The sequence below is a fragment of the Bariatricus sp. SGI.161 genome, from assembly GCF_050313695.1.
Taxonomy (GTDB): Bacteria; Bacillota; Clostridia; order Lachnospirales; family Lachnospiraceae; genus JAFBIX01.
The window spans coordinates 62,171-86,911 of the sequence record NZ_JBNPLX010000015.1 but is presented as its reverse complement, the minus strand read 5'-3'; the positions used below and the strand labels follow the sequence as shown (position 1 = coordinate 86,911).

Annotated in this window: 20 protein-coding genes, 2 tRNA genes, 1 pseudogene and 1 other annotated feature; of the genes and pseudogenes, 19 read left to right on the top strand and 4 right to left on the bottom strand. The window is 43.5% G+C overall.

Translation table 11 applies throughout. The features are described 5' to 3' along the window. From ACQRBH_RS10420 to ACQRBH_RS10410, 3 genes are all read right to left on the bottom strand, one after another. Positions 1–926 (bottom strand): D-2-hydroxyacid dehydrogenase (locus tag ACQRBH_RS10420; protein ID WP_427761584.1); only part of this gene is annotated, 926 nt, incomplete at its 3' end. Positions 927–988: 62 nt separating this feature from the next. After that, a tRNA-Gly gene (locus ACQRBH_RS10415) sits at positions 989–1,059 on the bottom strand. Between the two features lie 15 nt (positions 1,060–1,074). After that, positions 1,075–1,149: transfer RNA gene (locus ACQRBH_RS10410), tRNA-Pro, on the bottom strand. Between the two features lie 266 nt (positions 1,150–1,415). On the opposite strand from ACQRBH_RS10410, the gene ACQRBH_RS10405 reads away from it, so the two are divergent. The 10 genes and pseudogenes from ACQRBH_RS10405 (at position 1,416) to trpA (ending at position 12,139) form a co-directional block, all read left to right on the top strand. Further along, positions 1,416–2,279 (top strand): C39 family peptidase, encoded by an 864-nt coding sequence (locus tag ACQRBH_RS10405; RefSeq protein ID WP_320998408.1) that lies wholly within the window; start codon positions 1,416–1,418, stop codon positions 2,277–2,279. A gap of 122 nt (positions 2,280–2,401) precedes the next feature. Then, a complete protein-coding gene (clpB, locus tag ACQRBH_RS10400) occupies positions 2,402–4,981 on the top strand; it encodes an ATP-dependent chaperone ClpB (RefSeq protein WP_427761582.1) in 2,580 nt (859 codons plus the stop codon). Positions 4,982–4,988: 7 nt separating this feature from the next. Further along, positions 4,989–6,215, top strand: a complete 1,227-nt coding sequence (locus ACQRBH_RS10395; protein WP_427761581.1) for a DNA polymerase Y family protein — start codon at positions 4,989–4,991, stop codon at positions 6,213–6,215. A gap of 115 nt (positions 6,216–6,330) precedes the next feature. Further along, positions 6,331–7,200 carry a YitT family protein gene (locus ACQRBH_RS10390; RefSeq protein ID WP_427761579.1) on the top strand — a complete coding sequence of 290 codons (870 nt, stop codon included), beginning with the start codon at positions 6,331–6,333 and terminating at the stop codon, positions 7,198–7,200. Between the two features lie 54 nt (positions 7,201–7,254). Then, positions 7,255–7,504: a binding site (T-box leader), on the top strand. Between the two features lie 82 nt (positions 7,505–7,586). Next, positions 7,587–7,700: pseudogene (locus ACQRBH_RS10385) on the top strand (glutamine amidotransferase-related protein); the annotation flags it as partial. Positions 7,701–7,742: 42 nt separating this feature from the next. Further along, entirely contained in the window at positions 7,743–8,771 is a 1,029-nt protein-coding gene (gene trpD / locus ACQRBH_RS10380) for an anthranilate phosphoribosyltransferase (RefSeq protein WP_427761577.1), read from the top strand. Between the two features lie 2 nt (positions 8,772–8,773). Next, positions 8,774–9,586, top strand: coding sequence for an indole-3-glycerol phosphate synthase TrpC (gene trpC / locus ACQRBH_RS10375; RefSeq protein WP_427761575.1), 813 nt, complete (start codon positions 8,774–8,776; stop codon positions 9,584–9,586). After that, complete coding sequence (locus tag ACQRBH_RS10370; RefSeq protein WP_427761573.1) at positions 9,579–10,193, top strand: phosphoribosylanthranilate isomerase; 615 nt, start codon at positions 9,579–9,581, stop codon at positions 10,191–10,193. The genes trpC and ACQRBH_RS10370 overlap by 8 nt, the downstream gene beginning before the upstream one ends. Beyond that, on the top strand, positions 10,186–11,370 hold the full coding sequence (gene trpB / locus ACQRBH_RS10365) for a tryptophan synthase subunit beta (protein ID WP_427761571.1): 1,185 nt from the start codon (positions 10,186–10,188) through the stop codon (positions 11,368–11,370). The genes ACQRBH_RS10370 and trpB overlap by 8 nt, the downstream gene beginning before the upstream one ends. Beyond that, a complete protein-coding gene (trpA, locus tag ACQRBH_RS10360; protein ID WP_427761569.1) occupies positions 11,363–12,139 on the top strand; it encodes a tryptophan synthase subunit alpha in 777 nt (258 codons plus the stop codon). Before trpB ends, trpA begins: the two co-directional genes overlap by 8 nt. 63 nt (positions 12,140–12,202) lie before the next feature. Here the strand turns inward: trpA and pepT are convergent, their stop codons facing one another. Further along, positions 12,203–13,420 carry a peptidase T gene (gene pepT / locus ACQRBH_RS10355; protein ID WP_427761567.1) on the bottom strand — a complete coding sequence of 406 codons (1,218 nt, stop codon included), beginning with the start codon at positions 13,418–13,420 and terminating at the stop codon, positions 12,203–12,205. 148 nt (positions 13,421–13,568) lie between these two features. On the opposite strand from pepT, the gene ACQRBH_RS10350 reads away from it, so the two are divergent. The 9 genes from ACQRBH_RS10350 to pknB all read left to right on the top strand — a co-directional run bounded on the left by ACQRBH_RS10350 (position 13,569) and on the right by pknB (position 24,711). Beyond that, on the top strand, positions 13,569–15,044 hold the full coding sequence (locus ACQRBH_RS10350; RefSeq protein ID WP_427761565.1) for a UDP-N-acetylmuramoyl-L-alanyl-D-glutamate--2,6-diaminopimelate ligase: 1,476 nt from the start codon (positions 13,569–13,571) through the stop codon (positions 15,042–15,044). After that, entirely contained in the window at positions 15,034–17,262 is a 2,229-nt protein-coding gene (priA, locus tag ACQRBH_RS10345) for a replication restart helicase PriA (protein WP_427761564.1), read from the top strand. The genes ACQRBH_RS10350 and priA overlap by 11 nt, the downstream gene beginning before the upstream one ends. Before the next feature lie 13 nt (positions 17,263–17,275). Then, the gene (gene def, locus ACQRBH_RS10340; protein ID WP_235233928.1) at positions 17,276–17,746 is read left to right on the top strand and encodes a peptide deformylase; all 471 of its coding nucleotides are present in this window, start codon (positions 17,276–17,278) and stop codon (positions 17,744–17,746) included. A gap of 3 nt (positions 17,747–17,749) precedes the next feature. Further along, positions 17,750–18,688: a methionyl-tRNA formyltransferase gene (gene fmt / locus ACQRBH_RS10335; protein WP_235233929.1), complete on the top strand. Its 939-nt coding sequence runs from the start codon at positions 17,750–17,752 to the stop codon at positions 18,686–18,688. A gap of 121 nt (positions 18,689–18,809) precedes the next feature. Further along, a complete protein-coding gene (locus ACQRBH_RS10330; RefSeq protein ID WP_235233930.1) occupies positions 18,810–19,511 on the top strand; it encodes a zinc metallopeptidase in 702 nt (233 codons plus the stop codon). A gap of 54 nt (positions 19,512–19,565) precedes the next feature. Next, positions 19,566–20,876, top strand: a complete 1,311-nt coding sequence (gene rsmB, locus ACQRBH_RS10325; RefSeq protein WP_427761562.1) for a 16S rRNA (cytosine(967)-C(5))-methyltransferase RsmB — start codon at positions 19,566–19,568, stop codon at positions 20,874–20,876. Next, positions 20,869–21,939, top strand: a complete 1,071-nt coding sequence (gene rlmN, locus ACQRBH_RS10320; protein WP_427761560.1) for a 23S rRNA (adenine(2503)-C(2))-methyltransferase RlmN — start codon at positions 20,869–20,871, stop codon at positions 21,937–21,939. The genes rsmB and rlmN overlap by 8 nt, the downstream gene beginning before the upstream one ends. Then, on the top strand, positions 21,917–22,660 hold the full coding sequence (locus ACQRBH_RS10315; RefSeq protein WP_235233934.1) for a Stp1/IreP family PP2C-type Ser/Thr phosphatase: 744 nt from the start codon (positions 21,917–21,919) through the stop codon (positions 22,658–22,660). Before rlmN ends, ACQRBH_RS10315 begins: the two co-directional genes overlap by 23 nt. Further along, the gene (gene pknB / locus ACQRBH_RS10310) at positions 22,654–24,711 is read left to right on the top strand and encodes a Stk1 family PASTA domain-containing Ser/Thr kinase (protein WP_427761558.1); all 2,058 of its coding nucleotides are present in this window, start codon (positions 22,654–22,656) and stop codon (positions 24,709–24,711) included. The genes ACQRBH_RS10315 and pknB overlap by 7 nt, the downstream gene beginning before the upstream one ends. Positions 24,712–24,741: the final 30 nt, after the last annotated feature.

The following is a 24,741-nucleotide window of genomic DNA, read 5'->3' as shown; positions in this document are numbered from 1 at the left end:
AAATATTCTTTGATCTGTTCCAGAATAATATCCATTAATCGTGTTCTTGCTTCAATGCTTGCCCATGCGACATGTGGAGTGATAAACAGTTTTTTACTGTCCTTGATAGCAAGAAGCGGATTATCGGGACTCATCGGTTCTACACATAATACATCCAGACCTGCAGCAGCAATCTCTTTGCAGTTCAGTGCATCTGCCAGAGCTTGCTCGACGACGATAGGTCCTCGACCGAGATTCAAAAATATGCAGGTTGATTTCATCTTGTGGAACGCTGCACCGTCCATCAGATTCTCTGTATATTGATTCAATGGGGCATGGACGGAGATGATATCAGAGGTCATCAGTAAGGTGTCCATGTCTACCTGATGATAACCGTCTTGTGGAGCACTTCCAGATGGAGATGCGTAGATGATATGACAACCAAATGCTTCAGCAATGGAGGCAACTCGTCTGCCGATATTGCCCAGTCCGATAATACCCCAGGTCTTTCCTTTTAATTCATAAAAATGTTCGGCAAAATGTGTAAAAATCGTATCATTTACATAGTGTCCTTTTTTTACATAGTCATCATAATAGCGCAATTTCTCTAATAAGTAGAAAAGCATGGCAAAAGTATGCTGCGCAACAGATTCTGTGGAATATCCAGCTACATTACGCCAGGCAATGCCGCGACTGTCCAGATAATCTTTATCCAGGTTGTTAGTTCCTGTTGCAGTTACACAGACAAGTTTCAGGTTTTTTGCCTGTCCAATCGTAGTTTCGTTAATCTGAACTTTATTGACAACAAGAACATCAGCATCAGTGACTCTGGCAGGTACCTCATCAGAAGTAGAAAAAGCGTACTTTACAACTTCTCCCAGTTGGTCGTAGCCAGACAGATCAATATCATCTCCGATTGTTTTGGCGTCTAGAAATACAATCTTCATACATGTGCCTCCTTTTAATATTATTGGTAATTTGAGCTCGTTGTAAAAATGAGCATGAAAAAAGCGGGTGATGGGAATCGAACCCACGTATCCAGCTTGGAAGGCTGGTGTTCTACCATTGAACTACACCCGCATGTTGTTATAAATATCGGGGTGACAGGATTCGAACCTGCGACCTCCTGGTCCCAAACCAGGCGCTCTAGCCAAGCTGAGCCACACCCCGATGAAATTGTTAATTAAAATCACTCTCGTGAACGAGTTATATAATACCATCTTTTTTGAAAAAAGGCAAGAGGAAATTATCAAAGAATGTTAAAAATTTTTCAAAATTTTTTCTGGGACGGATTAAGAATTCTTTAAGTTGTCACATAACCACGGGTGGAGTATAATTACTGTCATGAAGTTTTGCAAACTGAGATTATGTCATCGGACATAGTTATGATATAGATTCATTGAATGATTTAGATCAACGAGAGGATGAGTAACTAGATGTACCAGCAAAAAAGAAGAAAGAAATATTCTAAACGCAAGCAACAAGTAAGGCGTCAATTGCTAGTGATAACGGGAGTCTTGTTAATGATTATCGTGGCTCTGGTAAGCTGCCAGATCCAAAGACATAAAAAAGAAGCAGAAGTAAAGGAAACCACGAAGATTACACAACAAGAAAAAGAAGAGAAGGAGACTGTAGAAACAGAAGCCCAGAGATTGGAGCGTGTAAAAAGGGAAGCCAAGGAAAATGGATATCCGGAAGGTGTCATCGATCTTCTGGGCAAGAATAAAGAAACGATTGATTTTGTAGAGGATTATGGCGAGAAAAAGGATGACCCCAGTGCTGATACCATAGGGAATGATCTGGAAGCAGGAGAGATTCCACAACTGATCCAATGGGATGAACGTTGGGGATATGCACCTTATGGAACAAGTATCGTGGCCGTCAGCGGCTGTGGACCTACTTGTCTTTCCATGGTAGCGGCAGGACTTAATGAAGACCCGTCGATTACGCCTGCCAAAGTGGCGGCATATGGTACGGAGAATTCTTATGTAGATGAGAATAATGATACTTACTGGAAATTCATGAGTGAGGCCGGAGCAAACTGGAATCTGTCCTGCTACGAGGGGTTGCTTTCGGAAGAACAGGTGAGCGCAGAACTAACAGCCGGACATCCAATTATCTGCAGTGTAGGGCCAGGAGATTTTACGAAAATTGGGCATTTCATCGTGTTAACGGGGTATGAAAGTGGAAATGTTACGGTCAATGACCCGTTTAGCCAGAAAAACAGTGATAAGACTTGGGTATATGCAGAGATTGCAGACCAGATAAAAGCAATGTGGATTTATTCTTTGAAGGAATAGATTCACATGATTTCCAAAAAAACTGAAAATATTAGCACTCAACACTTGACAGTGCTAACAAAAAGCGTTATTGTTATATTGTAAATAGAACAATAACGCTTTTTATATAGGAGGTTGTCAGTATGAATATTAATAAATTTACGCAAAAATCATTACAGGCTGTTCAAGGCTGTGAACGTGTGGCATTGGATTATGGCAACCAGGAGATTGCACAGGAACATCTGCTCTACGCATTGCTGACGCAGGATGACAGTCTGATTCTCAAGCTGATTGAGAAGATGGGACTCGATAAAAGCAGCATGATCAACCGGGTGGAAGAAGCACTCAGGAAGCGCCCGAAGGTTCAAGGCGGACAGCAGTATGTAGGACAGGATCTGAACAATGCACTGGTTCATGCGGAAGATGAGGCAAAGCAGATGGGAGATGAATATGTTTCTGTTGAACATCTGTTTTTGTCCATTATGAAGTATGCAAGCAAAGAGATGAAGACGATTTTCCGGGAGATGGGAATCAGCAGGGAAGGATTCCTGCAGGCATTATCTACAGTCAGAGGCAATCAGCGCGTGACCAGCGATAATCCAGAGGATACGTATGACACTCTGAATAAATATGGTTCTGACCTTGTAGAACGTGCCAGAGAGCAGAAGATGGATCCAGTCATTGGACGTGATTCCGAGATCCGTAATGTGATTCGTATTCTGTCTCGTAAAACGAAGAATAATCCGGTTTTGATCGGAGAACCGGGAGTAGGTAAGACGGCAGTAGTTGAAGGCCTTGCTCAGCGTATTGTGCGTGGAGATGTACCGGAAGGCTTGAAGGATAAGACCATATTCTCACTGGATATGGGTGCGCTGGTAGCAGGTGCGAAATATCGTGGAGAGTTCGAGGAACGTCTGAAAGCAGTGCTGGAGGAAGTAAAGAACAGCGACGGCAGAATTATTCTTTTCATTGATGAGCTCCATACGATTGTAGGTGCAGGTAAGACAGACGGTGCCATGGATGCCGGCAACATGTTAAAACCAATGCTGGCAAGAGGAGAGCTGCACTGTATCGGTGCTACGACCCTGGATGAATATCGTCAGTACATTGAGAAAGATGCTGCACTGGAACGTCGTTTCCAGCCGGTAACCGTAGATGAGCCTACCGTGGAAGATGCCATTTCTATTCTGCGTGGACTGAAAGAGCGGTATGAAGTATTCCATGGCGTGAAGATTACAGATGGTGCTCTGGTAGCAGCGGCAACATTGTCAGACCGCTATATTTCCGATCGTTTCTTACCAGATAAGGCGATTGACCTGGTGGATGAGGCATGTGCCCTGATTAAGACAGAACTGGATTCTATGCCGACAGAGCTGGATGAACTGCGGCGTAAGATCATGCAGATGGAGATTGAAGAGGCTGCACTTAAGAAAGAAGATGACCGTCTCAGTAAGGAACGGCTGGAACACTTGCAGCAGGAGCTTGCAGAGCTTAGAGAAGAGTTCGCAGGAAAGAAAGCGCAATGGGATAATGAGAAGGTTGGAATCGAACGAGTTCAGAAGATTCGTGAAGAGATAGAACAGGTCAATAAAGAGATTGAGAAAGCGCAGCATTCTTATGATCTGGAGAAGGCAGCTGAGCTTCAGTATGGAAGACTGCCTCAGTTGCAGAAGCAGTTAGAAGCGGAGGAAGAGAAGGTCAAGGATGAAGATATGTCTCTGGTTCACGAAAGTGTAACCGATGAAGAGATTGGACGAATTGTATCTCGATGGACTGGGATTCCTGTGGCTAAGCTGAATGAAAGTGAGAGAAGCAAGACTTTACATCTGGCAGATGAACTGCATAAGCGTGTTGTCGGACAGGATGAAGGTGTGGAGCTGGTAACCGAAGCAATTATCCGTTCAAAAGCCGGAATTAAGGATCCGACAAAACCGATTGGTTCTTTTCTGTTCCTTGGTCCTACCGGTGTAGGTAAGACAGAGCTTGCCAAGGCGTTGGCAGAAAGCCTCTTTGATGACGAGAACAATATGGTACGAATCGATATGAGTGAGTATATGGAGAAGTACTCGGTGTCTCGACTGATCGGAGCGCCTCCGGGATATGTTGGTTATGATGAAGGCGGTCAGCTTACAGAGGCAGTTCGCAGAAAACCATATTCTGTAGTGCTTTTTGATGAGATCGAGAAAGCGCATCCAGATGTATTTAATGTATTGCTTCAAGTATTGGATGACGGACGGATTACGGATTCACAGGGACGTACCGTGGACTTCAAGAATACGATTCTGATCATGACCTCAAATATCGGCTCTTCTTATCTGCTGGACGGTATTGATGAACAGGGAAATATCAGTGAAGCAAGCCTGCAGGCAGTTATGGAAGAGTTACGGGCACATTTCAGACCGGAATTCCTGAATCGTCTGGATGAGACGATTATGTTCAAACCATTGACGAAAGATAATATTTATGACATTATTGACTTATTAATAGCAGATGTCAACAAGCGTCTGGATGACAAAGAGATTCAGATTGCACTTACGGATGCGGCAAAGAGTTATATCGTGGATGCCGGTTATGATCCGACTTACGGAGCACGTCCGCTGAAGCGTTATCTGCAGAAGAATGTGGAGACTCTTGCTGCAAAATTAATGCTTCAAGGGGATGTGGGTGCACAGGATACGATTGTGATAGACGTGGAAAATGGCAGACTAACGGCAAGGAGTTAGGTCGAAAGTGTCAATCATATTTCATATCGATGTAAATTCCGCTTATCTTAGCTGGACAGCGGTAGAACAATTGAAAAATGGAGCAGAAGTAGATCTTCGGACCATTCCGTCCATTATCGGCGGAGATCAGAAGTCCCGGCACGGAGTGGTTCTGGCGAAGTCTGTTCCTGCGAAGAAGTATGGCATTCGTACGGGAGAACCTGTTGCGAATGCCTTTCGCAAGTGTCCTAATCTTGTGACAGCGCCGCCAGATCATAAGTTATATCATCAATATAGTGAGCGGCTGATGGTTTTTCTGAGAAGTTACACGGATCAGATTGAACAGGTCAGTGTGGATGAGTGTTATATGGACTTTACAGAGATCGCCGGAAATTACAGTTCCCCGGTAGAGGGAGCCATGGAGATCAAGAATGAAGTGTACCGAAGATTTGGCTTTACTGTCAATGTGGGAATATCCAGTAATAAGCTGCTGGCGAAGATGGCATCTGATTTTGAAAAACCGAATAAAGTGCATACGTTGTTCCCGGAAGAGATTCAGGTGAAAATGTGGCCGCTTCCGGTACGAGAATTATTCATGGCGGGCCGCTCCAGTGTGGAGACACTGAATAAACTGGAAATCCATACGATCGGAGACCTTGCCAATACAGATCCCGCCATATTAGAATTGCATTTGAAAAGCCACGGGAGAAAACTGTGGGAATTTGCTAATGGGATGGACGAGTCCAGGGTAGAGAAGGAGAAAGCAGAGGCCAAGGGAATCGGAAATTCCGTGACGTTGCCAAAGGATGTCGAGACGGAAGAGGAAGCCGGTAGAATTCTGAATGAACTGGCGGAAAGTGTCTCCAGAAGACTTCGGAATGCCGGACAAAAGGCAGGAATGCTGAGTGTGGAGATCAAATATCACACATTTACAAGCGTATCTCATCAAAAGCAGGTGGAACAGGCTATCAATCAGAAGCAAGACATATATATGGCGGCAATGCAATTATTCCGAGAGTTGTGGAATGGCGAACCAATCAGATTATTGGGAATCCGAAGCTCGAAGCTTGTCGAAGAGAGCGAGCCGCGGCAATTAAGTATTTTTGACATTCCCGTCAAATCCGAAGAAGAGATTCGGCGAGAGAAAAAAATTGCCAGATTGGATGCCGCTTTAGATAAAGTGCGCAAGAAATATGGAAAAGAAATTGTAAAAAAAGGACAAACTTCTGCTGGTGGTGTTGACAAAAAATTTTGATAAAGATATACTGATAATCAGAAGAGCAGATGCGAATTATATTTATTATAGTTTGTAGCTGTTCTTTTTTGCGTTAATATGGGTATTTTGCTATGAAATAGAAGGAGGTTTTCGCATGAATCAGACAAAAGTAAAAGAGCTGGCGATGGATATTTTGGTGGATGTTGTGGCTGGCATGGTTATTGCAATTGGAGTCTATAATTTCGCATTAAATGCGAATTTTCCGGTGGCTGGATTTTCCGGAATTGCAATTATTCTCTATCATTTATTCCGAATTCCGGTAGGTATTGGAACGATCTTACTGAACATTCCGGTTTCCATCTTCTGTTATAAATTTTTAGGAAGAACATTTTTTTTAAAATCCGTGAAAAGTATGATCATATCATCCATCTTAATGGATTATGTAGCACCAATGTTTCCGGTATACAATGGAAGCCGTCTGCTTGCTGCATTGTGTATGGGAGTTTTATGCGGAGGTGGATATGCAGCAATTTTTATGCGCGGTTCTTCCACCGGAGGACAAGATTTTATAACAATGGCAATTAAAAAAGTAAAACCACATATGACTCTTGGAGTCATTACATTTGGTTTTGATATCTGTACGATTCTCCTGGGAACGATTCTGGTCTTTAAAGATGTAGACGGACTGATTTATGGAATCATAGTTACTTATTTGATGGCAATTGTGATGGACAGAATCATGTACGGTATCGATGAAGGAAAGATGACGTTGATCGTGACAGAACATGGAGATGAAGTCGCAGAACAAATCGACGAATACTCCGGCAGAGGTTCCACCATCCTTCAGGGAATGGGAAGTTATTCGAAGAAAAAGAAAGATGTTGTAATGTGTGCATGCAATAACAAACAGATGTATACAATTAAAAAGATGGTCCGCCAGATTGACCCACAGGCCTTTACGATTATCATGGAGTCAAACGAAGTAGTAGGAGAAGGATTCAAAGAAGAAATAAGCGAAATTTAAAAGTCGTTTCTTGACAAACGTAAGAAAAAGATTTATACTTCACTGTAGTAAAGAGATAAATCGATGAACAAGAGAAGTAGATAGAGATATTTATTCCCAGAGAGTTGCCGGTGGTGGGATGGCAGCAGTAAGAGTCTTTATTGAATGGACTTGTGAGAGCAGTTTGAAACCGTATTCGGGAGTAGATGCTGACGGGAGCCCTATCCGTTATCAACAGGGTATGTATGATAGTACATAATTGAGAGGCCAGTGATATGGCAATTTGGGTGGTACCGCAGAAGAATTTGAAGCTTTTGTCCCTTGTAGGAGGGATGAAGGCTTTTTTTATTATGTTAAAAGTCCCCGAGAGTCTATTTATCTCTGAAAAATATGTGAATAGGAGGAAAGAAGATATGGCGGTGCAGCACCGGGAATTCCCAGTCTATGGATTACAATTCCATCCAGAGTCCATTTTGACACCTGATGGGAGAATGATATTAGAAAATTTCTTGAAAATATAAGGAAATAATCATAGCATGCGATATAAATAGGAGGAGAATAAGATGATTAAAGAAGCAATTTACAAATTAATAAATAAAGAAGACCTTACATATGAAGAAGCGGAGGCTGTTATGGAAGAAATGATGGATGGTACGGCGACGCAGGCTCAGATGGGCGGATTTCTGACGGCCCTTCGCATTCAGGGAGAGACGATAGACGAGATTACCGCATTTGCCAAGGTCATGAGAGAGAAAGGGGTTAAGATCAACCCAGTCAAAGAAGTCATGGATATTGTAGGAACCGGCGGAGATGAAGTGGGAACCTTTAATATCTCTACAACGACCGCATTTGTGGCAGCTGCAGGAGGTGTGCCGGTCGCAAAACATGGCAACCGCAGCGTATCCAGTAAAAGTGGTGCAGCAGATGTGCTGGAGAAACTGGGAATCAATGTGTCTTTGAATGCAGAGCAGAATGAAGCAGTGCTGAATAAGACAGGAATGTGCTTCTTATTTGCACAAGTCTACCATTCTTCTATGAAATATGCAGCACCGGTTCGCAAAGAACTGGGGATAAGAACGGTATTCAATATCTTGGGACCATTATCCAATCCGGCGGCAGCATCTATGCAGTTATTGGGTGTTTACGATAAAGAACTGGCAGGAACAATGGCACAGGTATTGTCTAATCTTGGTGTTGTGCGCGGTGTCGCCGTATGTGGAGGAGATGGCCTGGATGAGATCACACTGACCGGCGAGACCAATGTCTATGAGATCCGATATGGTGAGATTACTTCTTATACGATTACACCGGAACAGTTTGGATTTGACCGTTGTCCATTGGAAGAACTGATTGGTGGAACGCCGGAAGAAAATGCCCATATTACGCTGGATATTCTGACCGGAAAAGAAACAGGACCAAAGAGAGATGTAGTTCTCATGAATGCAGGTATGAGCCTGTACCTTGGAATTGATGGCATTACTTTGAAGCAAGGTGTTGAGATGGCAAAAGACTTGATAGACAGTGGTAAGGCATATGCCAAATATGAAGAGTTTAGGCAGGCAACCCTTGATGTTGTAAAAGCAGAGGTGTAAAAATGATTCTAGAACAGATAGCTTCCGATACAAAAATCCGCGTACAGAAACAGAAAAGAAAGGTTCCATTTTCCGAGATTCGAAGACAGGCGCTTGCGTTGGATCCAAAGACTGGATTTCCATTGGAACAGCGCCTTAGAAATCCAGGCATCCATTACATCTGTGAGGTAAAGAAAGCGTCTCCCTCAAAAGGATTGATTGCGCCAGACTTTCCGTATCTTGCGATTGCAAAAGAATACGAAGCAGCAGGAGCCTGCGCTATCTCTTGCCTGACAGAACCAAAATATTTCAAAGGAAGCGATCAGTACCTGAAAGAAATCGCAGAAGAAGTTGCAATTCCAGTACTTCGTAAGGATTTTACCATTGATGAATATCAGATATACGAGGCAAAAGTGCTGGGAGCAGATGTTGTATTACTGATCTGCGCATTGCTGGATACGGAGATGTTGAAGCGTTACATTGCCATCTGTGATCAATTAGGCTTGTCTGCTTTGGTAGAGGTCCATGATGAAGAAGAGATGCACTCGGCGATAGAAGCAGGTGCCAGAGTAATTGGTGTCAACAATCGAAATCTGAAGGATTTTACCGTGGATATCGGCAACAGTATCCGGCTTCGGAGTCTGGCACCAAAGGATAAGTTATTTGTGGCGGAAAGCGGAATTAAGACAGCAGAAGATATTCAGAGGCTGAAAGAAGCCAGGGTAAATGCAGTGCTGATCGGTGAGACGTTGATGAGAAGCCCGGATAAAGAAAAGATACTGGAAGAATTAAATGGCGGACCACTGGAAAGAAATGGAGAAGGGCAGCATGACTAAGATTAAGATCTGCGGGTTAAAAAGACCGGAAGATGTGGAGCTGGTCAACGAATTTCTGCCGGATTATGTCGGATTTGTATTTGCCAGAAGTTCCCGCCAGATAGGTGGAGAGCAGGCAATGTATTTTCGTAAGATGTTAGATTCACGGATTCAGACGGTAGGTGTATTTGTGAATGCAGATCTGGAAGAAATCGAGGCATTATGCAGTGCAGGAGCAATTAATCTGGTTCAGCTCCATGGAGATGAGACGGTGGAATATATGGATAAGTTATATGAAAAGATTTCCAATCCGATTATCAAGGCAGTCAGAGTGAGGAGTCAGGAACAGATTCTTGAAGCGGAAAAATTACCTTGCAGCTATCTTCTGTTGGATACCTATTGTAAGGGTGTCTATGGCGGCAGCGGAACGGGATTTGACAAGTCGCTGATACCGGTTCTTGAGAAGCCATATTTTCTTGCAGGAGGCTTATCGGCAGAAAATGTATGTGAAAATATCAGAATCTGTCATCCATATGCCGTGGATGTAAGCAGCGCGGTAGAGACAGATGGTGTGAAAGACGCAGAGAAAATCAAGAAATTTATAGAAAGGGTAAGAAACAATGAGTAAAGGCAGATACGGAGAGTATGGAGGACAATTCATACCAGAAACATTAATGAATGCAGTACAAGAGTTGGAGGATGCATATGAGAAGTATAAAAATGATCCAGAGTTTCAGGCGGAATTGGATAATCTTCTGAAAAATTATGCAGGCAGACCATCACTTTTGTATGAAGCAAAGAAGATGACAAGAGAGCTTGGCGGGGCAAAGATCTATCTGAAGAGGGAGGATCTGAACCATACAGGAGCCCATAAGATCAACAATGTGCTTGGGCAGGTGCTCTTGGCAAAGAAGATGGGAAAGACCCGTGTGATTGCCGAGACCGGCGCCGGGCAGCATGGCGTGGCAACCGCAACGGCGGCAGCACTGATGGATATGGAATGTGAAGTCTATATGGGAAAAGAAGATACGGATCGTCAGGCCTTAAATGTATATCGTATGGAATTGCTCGGTGCGAAGGTACATCCGGTAACGACCGGAACAATGACTCTGAAAGATGCAGTCAATGAGACAATGCGTGAATGGAGCAAGCGGATGGATGATACACTGTATGTTCTGGGATCTGTGATGGGGCCGCATCCATTTCCGATGATTGTCCGGGATTTCCAGAAAGTCATCGGCAAAGAGATTAAAGAACAGATGCTGGAAAAGGAAGGAAAACTTCCAGATACAGTGATTGCCTGTGTAGGCGGTGGAAGTAACGCTATGGGGGCGTTTTATGAGTTTATTGAAGACAAAGAGGTGCAGCTGATCGGCTGTGAAGCGGCAGGACTTGGAATCGATACAGAGAAGCATGCGGCAACGATTGCCAGAGGAACTGAGGGCGTATTCCACGGGATGAAATCCTTATTCTGCCAGGATGAATATGGTCAGATCGCACCGGTATACTCCATATCAGCAGGACTGGATTATCCGGGAATCGGACCTGAACATGCCAATCTTGCGGCGACTGGCCGTGCACAGTATGTGCCGATTACCGATAAAGAAGCAGTGGAAGCATTTGAATATCTTTCCAGAACAGAAGGTATCATACCAGCTATTGAAAGTGCACATGCAGTTGCTTATGCGATGAAGCTTGCACCGACCATGAGAAAAGACCAGACAATCGTAATAAATATTTCCGGCCGCGGAGATAAAGATGTGGCTGCGATCGCAAGATACAGAGGAGTGGAGATCTATGAGTAAAATATATCAGGCATTTGAAAATAAAAAAGCATTTATTCCATTTATTACAGGAGGGGATCCGTCCCTTGAAATTACCAGACAATTGCTGATTGCCATGCAGGAGGCAGGTGCCGATCTGATCGAGATCGGAGTTCCATTTTCCGATCCCATTGCTGAAGGTGTCGTCATTCAGGACGCTGATGAACGGGCATTGAAAGCAGGATGTACAACAGATAAGTTATTTGACATGGTAAAAGAAGCCAGAAAAGAAGTGACCGTGCCAATGGCATTTATGACCTATATCAACCCAATCTATACCTATGGCAAAGAGAAATTCATGAAACGCTGCGTAGAATGCCAGATGGATGGAATCATTGTGCCGGATATGCCGTTCGAAGAAAAGGCAGAACTTGCAGACATCTGCGAAGAATACGGCATTGACCTTATCTCCATGATTGCACCGACCTCCGAAGACCGAATTACCGCCATCGCCAGAGAAGCCAAAGGGTTCCTCTACTGCGTATCCTCATTGGGAGTCACAGGCGTAAGAAGCGAGATCAAGACAGATGTCGGAGAGATGGTATCCATGGTAAGACAGGTGAGCGATATTCCTTGCGCAGTTGGATTCGGAATTTCTACACCAGCACAGGCCGCCAAGATGGCAAGCGTATCCGATGGGGCCATCGTAGGCTCCGCCATCGTAAAAATCGTGGCACAATACGGCGGAGAATGCGTGCCAAAAGTTGCAGAATATGTAAAAGAAATGAAAAAAGCCGTTGCCCAAGTGTAAAAAGGGACACGGCAAAATGAATCTGGGACGGGGGAAAATGAAAAAACCCCCGTCCCCTGGAAACTATTTTGTGTACAACGTCACTAATTCAGTGATCATATCGACTGTTTTATCCATGCCTTCTACGGTGATGTGTTCGTATGGCCCGTGGTAAGCATGACCGCCGGTCCCAAGGTTCGGGCAAGGCAGTCCTCGGAAGCTTAACTGGCATCCGTCTGTGCCTCCGCGGATTGGAATTACGAGTGGAGTGATTCCGGTGTTTTCGCATGCGGTCTTTGCATTGTCCACCAAGTGCATGCAGTTGGCGATGATTTCTGCCATGTTCTTATACTGATCGGTGATGGTAAGCGTAACGGTTCCTTCGCCCCATTTCTCGTTCAGATTCTTTTCGATGAGTCTTAAGGTATTCTTGCGGGCTTCGAAGAAGTCTTTGTTGTGATCTCTTACGATGTAGTTTAACTGTGCTTCTGCACATTCGCCGGACATACTGGTCAGATGATAGAATCCTTCGTAATCTTCTGTTCCGCGTGGTGTCTCCATGCCAGGTAACAAGCTGTTGATCTCCATGGCAACCAGGCTTGCGTTGATCATGGTGTCCTTAGAAGTACCTGGATGTACGTTGAATCCTTTGATGTCAAACTGTGCTTTGCATGCATTGAAGTTCTCGTACTGAATCTCACCTTCTGTAGAACCGTCCATGGTGTAAGCATAATCGGCTCCAAATCTTTCTATGTCAAAATGTGACGCACCGGTTCCAATCTCTTCATCTGGTGTAAATGCAACACAGAGTGGTCCGTGTGGAATCTTTTCTGTCTGCAGACGCTCGATCAGAGTAAGAATCTCTGCGATTCCAGCTTTGTCATCTGCTCCGAGAACGGTGGTTCCATCGGAAGTGATCAGTGTACGCCCCTTCAGATCTTTTAAATGGCTGAAAGTAGTCGGGCTTAAGACAAGTCCGCTGTCACCGAGAGCCAGTTCTTCTCCGTCATAGTTTTCGGTAATGACCGGAGTGATGTCGTGATCGCAGAAATCAGAGACCGTATCCATATGTGCGATAAAGCCGAGGGCCGGTTTGTCCTCATATCCTGCAGTAGCAGGTAATTTGCCATAGAGATAACACTGGTCATCCAAATAGACATCCGTTAATCCTAATTCTTTCATCTCTGCTTCCAGGATACGAGCAAGATTGAATTGGCATGTGGAAGACGGAACTGTCTCGCTGTTCTCATCGCTTGGTGTTCTTACCACCACGTATTTTAGTAATCTTTCATACGCTTTCAAAATTACATTCCCCTTTTCTTATCATATTCTATATAGTGTGAGATTATTTCACCAGATAATTATAGCACAATTTCATCTTTGCGACATCCATAAATGATGTTATACTATATAAATAATACGAAAGTCACAGAGTAGGAGGCAAAAGATTATGAAGTTAACCCAGCTGTTGGAACGTTTAGAATATGAAGTGATTCAGGGAAATGATAAGATAGAAGTTACGGAATTGATCAATGATTCCCGTAAGGTGTCAGAAGGAAGTGTATTCGTCTGCATTACGGGTGCAGTATCAGACGGACATCAATATATAGAAGAGGTCGCTGCAAAAGGTGCGGCAGCAGTTATTGTGGAAAAGGAAGTGAAAGCACCGGAAGAATTGACCGTGATTCGGGTAGAGGATACCAGATATGCGCTGGCACTGATGTCGGCAGCATACTTCGGATATCCGGCTGAGAAGCTGAAAGTCATTGGAATTACCGGAACAAAGGGAAAGACGACTACCACTTATATGGTGAAGTCTATTCTGGAAGGTGTTGGACATAAAGTAGGCCTGATTGGAACGATTGAAGCAATCATTGGAGAAAAATGTATCCCGGCTAATAATACGACACCGGAATCCTATACGATTCAGAAGTATTTTGCGGAAATGGTGGAAGCCGGATGTGACAGCGTGGTCATGGAAGTATCCTCTCAGGGGCTGATGCTGCACAGAACGGCAGGTATTCCATTTGAGATCGGAATATTTACGAATCTTGGAGAAGATCATATTGGCCCGAACGAACACAAGGATTTTGAAGATTATAAGCGGTGCAAAGGATTGTTGTTCAAGCAATGTAAGATTGGAATTGCCAATGTAGATGACCAGTGGTTCGAAGATGTATTTCAGGGGGCAACCTGTGAGATTGAGACCTTTGGTTTCTCTGAGAAAGCAGATCTTCGGGCAACGGATGTAGAACACATATCAAGACCAGGATATCTGGGAGTGAACTATCATGTCAGCGGTCTGATGGATTTTGACGTGGAGATTGACATTCCAGGAGAGTTTAGCGTATATAATTCATTAACAGCAATTGCAGTGTGCAGACATTTTGATGTCCCTGTAGAAAATATCAAAGCCGCACTTAAAGTGGCAAGGGTAAAGGGAAGAATTGAGATGATCAAAGTATCCGATGACTTTACTTTGATGATTGATTATGCGCACAATGCAATGGCACTGGAAAGTCTTTTGCATACATTGAGAGATTATAACCCGGGCCGTATTGTTGCGGTATTCGGCTGTGGAGGAAACCGTTCTAAGACGCGCCGGTATGAGATGGGAGAAGTTGCCGGGAAGATGGCAGATTTTACAATCATCACATCCGATAATCCGCGGTATGAGGAACCACAGGCAATCATAGATGATATTATTATCGGTATGAAGAAGACTGATGGAGAATATATCTCAATCTGTGACAGAAAAGAAGCAATTAAGTACGCAATTGCAAATGGACGCCCGGGAGATGTCATCGTATTGGCAGGTAAGGGACATGAGACTTACCAAGAGATCAAAGGTGTGAAGTATGACATGGACGAACGTGTGTTGATCCAGGAAGTACTGGAAGAGCTTAAGGAGGAAAATGTACGCTGATATTATTATAGATATTACGCATGAAAAATTAGATAAAGTATTCCAATACCGCATCCCCTCTTCGCTGGAGGGGATGCTTGAGATTGGAACAGAAGTTGTAGTCCCATTTGGAAGAGGCAATAAAGAGACCAAAGGATATGTGATTGGGTTCTCTGAAAAAGCAGAATATGATACGTCAAAGATCAAGCAGATCCTGAAGGTGGCAGAGGGAAGTGTTGCGATTGAAGCAAAGCTGGTTGCACTGGCAGCATGGATGAAGGATTATTATGGAGGGACTATGATTCAGGCGCTGAAGACGGTCATCCCCATCAAGAAACAGGAACACGTCCGAGAAAGACGGCGAATCTGTCTTTTGCTGAATCAAGAAGACGGGAAGAAGCAGCTGGAGATTTATCTTCATAAGAATCAAAAAGCCAGGGCAAGGCTTCTTGCAGCACTTCTGGATCAGCCGGAGCAGGACTATGATCTGCTGACAAAAAAGCTGAATGTAACCAGAGCGGTGGTCAGGGCGTTAGAAGAACAAAGCGTGGCGGCGCTGGAGTCTGAGAAAGTCTTTCGTAATCCCGTTCGTTATAAAATACAGGAAAAAGAATCCGTAATATTTAATGAAGAACAGCAGCATGCGATTGACACCTTCTGGGAAGAATACAGCCAGGGAGTTCGTAATACGTATCTGGTGTATGGTGTGACCGGAAGCGGTAAGACGGAAGTATATATGGAGATGATTGCCCGGGTTATGGAGCAGGGAAAACAGGCAATTGTATTGATTCCGGAGATTGCGCTGACCTATCAGACGGTTATGAGGTTCTACAGTAGATTCGGAGAGCGGGTATCTATTCTGAACTCCAGGATGTCACAGGGAGAACGTTATGATCAGATGGAACGTGTGAAAGCAGGAGAAGTGGATGTCATGATCGGTCCGCGCTCCGCATTATTTACTCCGTTTTCCAATCTTGGGCTGATTGTCATAGATGAAGAACATGAGACGACCTATAAGAGTGAGCAGGTGCCACGTTATCATGCAAGAGAGACAGCTCTAAAGCGTGCCGAGATGGAAGGAGCCAGTGTAATACTTGGATCAGCAACACCATCGTTGGAATCATTTTATGCATGTAAAAGTGGTCGCTTCCGACTTCTGGAGCTGAAAAAACGTGCAGGTGCCCAAGAGCTTCCAGAGGTGTATGTGGAAGATATGCGAAAAGAGTTAAAATCAGGGAATCGTTCTATCTTAAGTGAACATCTGAAAGAGCTGATAGAATCCAGATTGGAGCAGAAAGAACAGATTATGCTTTTTTTGAACCGAAGGGGATATGCGGGCTTTATTTCTTGCAGAGCTTGCGGATATGTAGTAAAATGTCCTCATTGTGATGTGTCTTTATCCGCCCATCGGAATGGAAAACTGGTGTGCCATTATTGTGGGCATGAAGAACCTCAGATTAACATATGTCCTTCTTGTGGTTCTTCTTATATTGGAGGTTTTAAAGCGGGGACTCAGCAGGTGGAAGAGATGGTGAAGAAGCAGTTTCCTAAAGCCAGAGTCTTGCGGATGGATATGGATACGACAAGAAGCAAGGACGGACACGAAAAGATTCTGGAAACATTTGCAAATGAAGAAGCAGATATTCTGATTGGCACGCAGATGATCGTTAAAGGACATGATTTTCCGAATGTCACATTGGTGGGCATTCTGGCAGCAGACATGTCTTTATATTCGAATGATTATCGGGCAGGTGAGCGGACGTTTCAGTTGCTGACACAGGCAGCAGGTCGTGCAGGGCGTGGAAAGAGTAAAGGGGAAGTTGTAATACAGACCTATAGTCCGGAACATTACAGTATTCAGATGGCAGCAAGGCAGGACTATGAAGGCTTCTACGATGCGGAAATGAATTATCGTGAATTAATGGGTTATCCCCCGGTAGAACAGTTGTTGGCAGTTCTGATGACCGGACCTCAGGAAGAGATGTTAGAACTGGCAGCGAAGTATCTGAAAGAATTTGCTCTGAGAGTAGATAAGAATCGAACATTGCAGATCATTGGTCCAGCACGGCCTTACGTGGCGAAGGTCAGTGATATCTATCGAAGGGTCCTGTATCTGAAAGGAGAAGATTATCGTTTCCTGATAGAAGTAAAAAATCTGATGGAACAGTATATTGAGATAAATAAGGGATTTCAGTCACTTCGAATTCAGTTTGACTTTAATCCTATGAATGTTTTTTAAAGGAGAGAACAATATGGCAACAAGAAAAATCAGAGAGATTGGCGATGAAGTTTTGACAAAACAATGTAAAGAAGTAACGAAGATGACGCTTAGAACAAAGATATTGATCAACGATATGCTGGATACCATGTATGAAGCGATGGGAGTAGGACTGGCAGCGCCTCAGGTTGGTATCTTAAAAAGAATCGTTGTAATTGATGTGGGTGAAGGTCCGATTGTATTGATTAATCCAGAGATTCTGGAGACTTCTGGAGAACAGACCGGAGAAGAAGGATGCTTGAGCGTACCTGGAAAATCAGGTGTTGTGACCAGACCAGATCATGTGAAGGTAAAGGCGTTGAATGAAGATATGGAAGAGATTGAATTGGAGGGCGAAGGCCTTCTGGCAAGAGCATTCTGCCATGAAATTGATCATCTGAGCGGAAAGCTCTATGTGGATATGGTAGAAGGAGAACTTCATGATACCACTTATGAGGAGGAATAGCAGATGAAAGTCATATTCATGGGAACACCAGATTTTTCTGTGGGAACATTGGAGGCACTGATTGAAGCAGGACATGAAGTGGTTCTGGCAGTTACGCAGCCGGATAAACCGAAGGGACGCGGTGGGAAGATGCAGTATCCGCCTGTGAAAGAAGTGGCGCTGGAACACGATATTCCGGTGTTTCAGCCAAAGAAAATCAGAGATCCTCAGAGCATTGAGGAATTAAGAAAATATGAGGCAGATGTCATGGTAGTTATTGCTTTTGGTCAAATCCTGCCAAAGGAAATTTTGAAAATGACGCCATATGGATGTATCAATGTACATGCGTCGCTGCTTCCAAAATACCGTGGGGCAGCTCCGATCCAATGGGCGGTGATCAATGGGGAAAGAGTATCAGGAGTTACCACTATGCAGATGGACGAAGGTCTGGATACCGGCGATATGATCATGAAGACAGAAGTTGTGTTGGATGAAAAAGAGACTGGCGGGAGCCTTCATGATAAGCTTGCCCTGGAAGGTGCAAAGCTGTGTGTCCACACGCTGAAGGCATTGGAGGAGAAGACAGCTGTATGGGAGAAGCAGGAAGACAGCCCGACCGAATATGCCAGAATGCTGGATAAGAAACTGGGTGATATTGACTGGACGAAGGATGCGGCATCTATTGAACGTCTGATCCGTGGACTGAATCCATGGCCAAGCGCATATACTAAGTGGAATAGTAAGATCATGAAGATCTGGGAGGCAGATGTTCTGGAAGGACAGACGGATCAGATGCCGGGAACTATTGTGAAAGTAGAAAAAGATGGTTTCTGTGTGCAGACAGGAACGGGCCTCATCAAAGTATTGTCGCTGCAGATTCCAGGGAAGAAGCGAATGGATGCAGGCGCATTTCTTAGAGGTTATCCAATGGAAGAAGGAACGGTATTGTCCTCTGGTATGTAATGAAGATATCTAAGAAAATCCTTAACAATTGTTAAAAATATATGAAAAATGGGTATTTTGCGCAATTCGTGATATAATCTAAAGAAATAATTGAAATAGCGTTAAACTGGAGGCTTTATTTATGTATTATCCAATGTATTTTGATCCAACTTATATGTTAGTGATTCTTGGCGTAATCATCTGTATGATGGCTTCTGCAAAGATGAATTCTACATTTAATAAATATTCCCGTGTGCGGAATCATTCTGGCATGACAGGAAGAGAAGCGGCAGAAGAGATCTTAAGACGTGCCGGAATCTATGATGTCAGAGTGGAACATATCTCTGGAAATCTGACGGATCATTATGATCCAAGGTCAAAAGTGCTGCGTCTGTCAGATGCGACTTATAATTCAACATCTGTTGCAGCAATGGGAGTTGCAGCACATGAGTGTGGACATGCGGTTCAGCATGAGACGGGATATGTTCCATTAAAAATCAGAGGTGCACTTGTTCCAATTGCCAATTTTGGAAGTACCATTGCATGGCCACTGATTATTATCGGACTGTTTTTTAACAGCCGTTCTTCTGCATTGTTTCTGAATCTTGGAATTCTGGCATTTTCATTGGCCGTTTTGTTCCAGATCGTGACATTGCCGGTGGAATTCAATGCATCCAACCGTGCAATTCGGGTACTCGGAAGTAGTGGAATGTTATATGAAGATGAAGTAAAGGCAACGAGAAAAGTATTGACAGCGGCAGCGCTTACTTATGTTGCAGGTGCAGCGTCTGCAATTCTTCAGCTGCTCCGTATCATATTGCTGACGGGAAACCGAAGAGATTAAGAGAGAATAATTGGATCCCGTACAGAATGCGGGAAGGAATGTGGAGGAAAAGTTATGGCAGCATCGATTGGCGGGCGCGAACTTGTGCTTGAAATACTGCTTCAGATTACGAGGGATGGGGAATACAGCCATATTGCCTTGAAGAATGTTCTTGATCAATATCAATATCTGGATAAAAAAGAGCGTGCGTTTATCACGAGAGTGGTAGATGGCACGCTTGAACACATGATAGAAATCGACTATATCATCAATCAATTTTCCAAAGTAAAAGTGAATAAAATGAAACCGGTGATTCGGACCATTATGCGAAGTGGTGTTTACCAGTTAAAGTACATGGACAGCGTGCCTGATTCAGCAGTTTGTAATGAAGCGGTAAAACTGGCAGAAAAACGCGGGTTTAAGACATTAAAAGGATTTGTCAATGGTGTGCTGCGCAATATCAGCAGAAATCTGTCAGATATTGTATATCCTTCGGAAGAGAATCTGTTTCAGTACCTTTCAATCCGTTATTCGCTTCCGGAATGGATCTTGAAACAATGGCTGTCAGTTTATGATGAAAAGACAGTTTGTGAGATGGCTGAAGAATTCTTGAAAGAAAAACCTCTGACGGTTCGCTGTAATCTGGATAAGATCTCAAAGGAAGAATTAATATGTCTGCTACAGAAAGAAGGCGTTAATGTCCAAGAGAGTCCGTCTCTTCCTTATGCACTGTATCTTTCGGAATTTGATCATCTTGCCGGACTACATAGTTTTCAGATGGGTTATTATCAGGTGCAGGATATCAGTTCCATGCAAGTGGCAGAATGGGCGTCACCACAACCAGGAGACTATGTCATTGATGTGTGTGCCGCACCTGGTGGAAAATCGATGCATATTGCAGAGTGTCTGAAAGGAACTGGTCACGTAGAAGCACGGGATCTGACCGATTATAAAGTATCTATGATTCGTGAAAATATTGTACAAAGTGGCTTGTCTAATATAGAAGCTGTGCGGCAGGATGCTCTTGAATTAGTGAGTGAAACTGTCGGAAAAGCAGACATTGTTATAGCAGATCTTCCGTGTTCGGGGTTGGGGGTTCTGGGCAAGAAACCAGATTTGAAGTATAAGATGACAGAGGAGATGACAAAAGAACTGGCAGCACTTCAGAGACAGATCTTATCCGTAGTACATCAATATGTGAAACCGGGTGGTAAACTGCTATATAGTACTTGTACGATTCACAGGGAAGAAAATGAGAGAAATGCAGAATGGTTCGCCAGAGAATATCCGGAATTTTGCCTTGTAAAGCAGAAGCAGATGCTGCCGGGAAAAGACGAAGGCGACGGATTCTATATTGCAATGTTTCAAAAGGAGAGTCATGAATAAGAAGGATATATGTTCTTATAATTATGAAGAATTAAAGATAGAAATAGAGAGCATAGGGGAAAAAGCTTTTCGCAGCAAACAGATCTATGAATGGCTGCATGTAAAGCTTGTTGATTGCTTTGACGAGATGACCAATCTGTCAAAAAAGTTAAGAGAAAAATTAGAAGAGAACTACATGATTCCTACAGTGAATATGATTGATCATCAGATATCCAAAGTGGATCCCACAGAAAAGTTCCTTTTTGAATTGTCAGATGGTAATATGATAGAAAGTGTTCTGATGAAATATAATTATGGCAATTCCGTGTGTATTTCTTCACAGGCCGGGTGCCGTATGGGGTGTAGATTCTGTGCTTCTACGATTGGAGGACTGGAGCGGAGTCTGGCACCGTCAGAGATGCTAAGACAGATCTATCAGATTCAGAAGATGACAGGAGAACGGGTATCCAACGTGGTGGTGATGGGAACCGGTGAGCCATTAGATAACTATGATAATTTTGTGAAATTTATTCATATGCTGAGCGATGAACACGGCCTGAATATCAGCCAGCGCAATATTACAGCTTCTACTTGCGGCATTGTACCGAATATGAGGCGCCTGGCAGAAGAAGGGCTTCAGATTACTCTGGCATTATCGTTACATGGTTCCAGTCAGGAAAAAAGAAAGAGATTGATGCCAGTAGCAAATAAATATGAATTACAAGATGTATTGGAAGCATGTGACTATTATTTCCAGAAAACAGGGCGAAGAATTACTTTTGAGTATAGTCTGGTGGAAGGTGTGAATGATCAGCCAGAGGATATCCGGGAACTGACTTCTATATTAAAAAAGAGAAACTGTCACTTGAATCTGATTCCGGTGAATCCGATCAAGGAGCGGGATTATAAGAAGCCAGACAGGAAAAATGCTCTGGAATTTAAAAATAAACTTGAAAAAAACGGAATTAATGTTACTATAAGAAGGGAAAGAGGCTCAGATATAGATGGAGCCTGCGGCCAATTGCGCAGAAGGCATGCGGCAGCGGATGAAGGAGAAGCGAATGAAACTATATGCAATGACTGATGTAGGCAGAAAACGTGAAGTCAACCAGGACTACGTATATGTAACGGACAGCCCGATAGGACCGTTTCCGAATCTTCTTGCGGTAGCCGATGGAATGGGAGGCCACAAGGCAGGAGATTTTGCGTCCAAATATACGGTGAATGTGTTGATCGATGAATTGAAAAATACACCATTAGATAAGCCTGAAGAGATTCTGCGTAATGTAGTCGGCATTGCAAATCATAAGCTGATCGAGGCCGCGTCCACGGATATTAAGCTGGAAGGAATGGGAACAACACTGGTAGTAGCAACAGTTGTTGGCAATACATTATATTTTGCCAATGTGGGAGACAGCAGACTCTATTTGATCAATGATAAGATCCGGCAGATATCTAAGGATCATTCTCTTGTGGAGGAGATGGTAAGGCTGGGGGGAATTAAGGCAGAAGAAGCCAGAAATCACCCAGATAAAAATATCATCACAAGAGCCATAGGAGTAAAGGAGGATGTAGAGGCAGATATCTATGAATATCGCCTGAAAAAGGGTGATTTCATACTGATGTGCACCGATGGGTTGAGTAATATGGTAGAAGATGAAGACATGTTTGATATTGTGAAAGGTGCCAGAGATATTGTAGAAGCGGTGCAGATGTTAATCGAAAAGGCAAATAGTAATGGTGGGAGAGATAACATAGGGGTTGTTATGGCAGAGCCACTTGCGGATGAGGTGAATATATGGTAAAAGATGGTATTTTTCTTGGAAAGCGATATGAGGTGCTGAGTAAGATCGGGGCAGGTGGGATGGCCGATGTCTATAAAGGCAAAGACCAGATGTTGAATCGTTATGTGGCAATCAAGGTTTTAAAGAAAGAATATAAGGAAGATGAGAATTTTGTGCGTAAATTCCGCTCAGAGGCTCAGGCAGCAGCTGGGCTTATGCATCCGAACATCGTAAATGTATACGATGTTGGAGAAGACCGGGGGCTGTATTATATGGTCATGGAACTGGTCGAAGGAATTACGTTAAAGGAATATATTGAGAAAAAAGGAAGATTATCTCATAAAGAGGTTATCAGTATTGCTATTCAGGTATGTACAGGTATCGGAGTGGCTCATGCGGCAAGTATTATTCATCGTGATATTAAGCCGCAGAATATTATTATATCAAAAGATGGGAAAGTAAAAGTAACAGATTTTGGCATTGCGAAGGCTACTACATCTAATACAGTTAGTTCTAATGCTATGGGATCTGTTCATTATACATCTCCAGAACAGGCTCGTGGAGGATTCAGTGACCAGAGAAGTGATATCTATTCTATCGGTATCACTCTTTACGAGATGGTGACTGGGCAGGTGCCGTTTGACGGAGATTCTACCGTGTCAGTAGCTATTAAGCATCTTCAGGAAGAGATTACTCCGCCTTCAGAAATTGTGCCGGATATTCCGTATAGTCTGGAACAGATCATATTAAAGTGTACACAAAAGAATAGTGAGAGAAGATATAAGAATACCAATGAACTGATTCGGGATCTGAAGCGGTCTTTGGTAGATCCGGATGGAGATTTCGTTGTGATTCCTCCTCTTCGTAATGCTGATACAGTTATTATTACAGATGAAGATCTGGATGATATCAGAAGCTCTTATGACGAAGATGACGATTATGATGAAGATGATTACGACGAAGATGATTATGATGAAGATGACGACGATTATGACGAATATGAGGATGACGAGTACGATGATGAGTACGATTCCAAGCATGGCAAAAAAGGAAAAGACTCTGATGATGTCAATCCTCGTATGCGGAAGATTACAAAGATTCTGACGATTGTTGTTGCAATCATTATTATATTTATTCTGGTATTTTCCATTGGAAAGGCCGCAGGCGTTTTTAAATTTGGACCAAGTCTTATCTCGGAAGATTCAGAAGAACAAGTAAAAGTTCCGAATGTAGTCGGTATGACAGAGGAGCAGGCAAAGAAGGCGCTGAATGAAAAAGGACTTGGCTTCAAAGTTGTTGAGCGAAAAGAATCCAAGAAGTATGAAGAAGGAACCGTATGTGAACAGAAGACGGAGGCAGGAAAGAAAGTTGCCAAGAATACAACGATTCAGGTAGTTGTAAGTTCAGGTCTTATTGGAGATGAAATAACAGTACCGGACGTAAGTGGTATGAGTGAAGATGAAGCACAGAGTGCATTGGAAAAAGAAGGATTCAAGAAGATATCCTCCGAGTTTGAGTACAGTGACAGTGTGGCAGAGGGTGATGTGATTGGAACGACACCTGCAGCGAATTCAAAAGCGACCAAGGATACTGAGATTGTCATGAAAGTAAGTAAAGGTGCTGAGAAGAAGACCGTTCCGAATGTAGTGGGACAGCAAGACGAAGATGCACAGAATGCAATTAAGAGTGCAGGTTTGAATGTTGGTACAGTAACATATGATTATAATGACAGTGTTCCGAAAGGTCAGGTTGTATCCCAGAGTGTGGATGGCGGTAAGAAAGTGGCAGCAGGAACCAGTGTGGGACTTGTAGTCAGCAATGGACCGAAACCGGACGAAAGAGTAGATGTTCAGAATTTTGTGGGAAGATCAGAAAGTGATCTGACGAGTTGGGCTTCCGGCAACGGACTTTATACAAGCCGAACTGGCTCTCAGACCAGTGATACGATTCCAAAAGGTGCGATTATCTCTCAGAGTCCGTCTTCTGGAAAGGTTGATAAAGGTGGAACTATTACTTATGTGATCAGTGACGGACCATCACAGAATCAGGGCGGCTCGGAAGGTATAGAATAAGCACAGAGACTAAAAGCAGATAGGATAGAG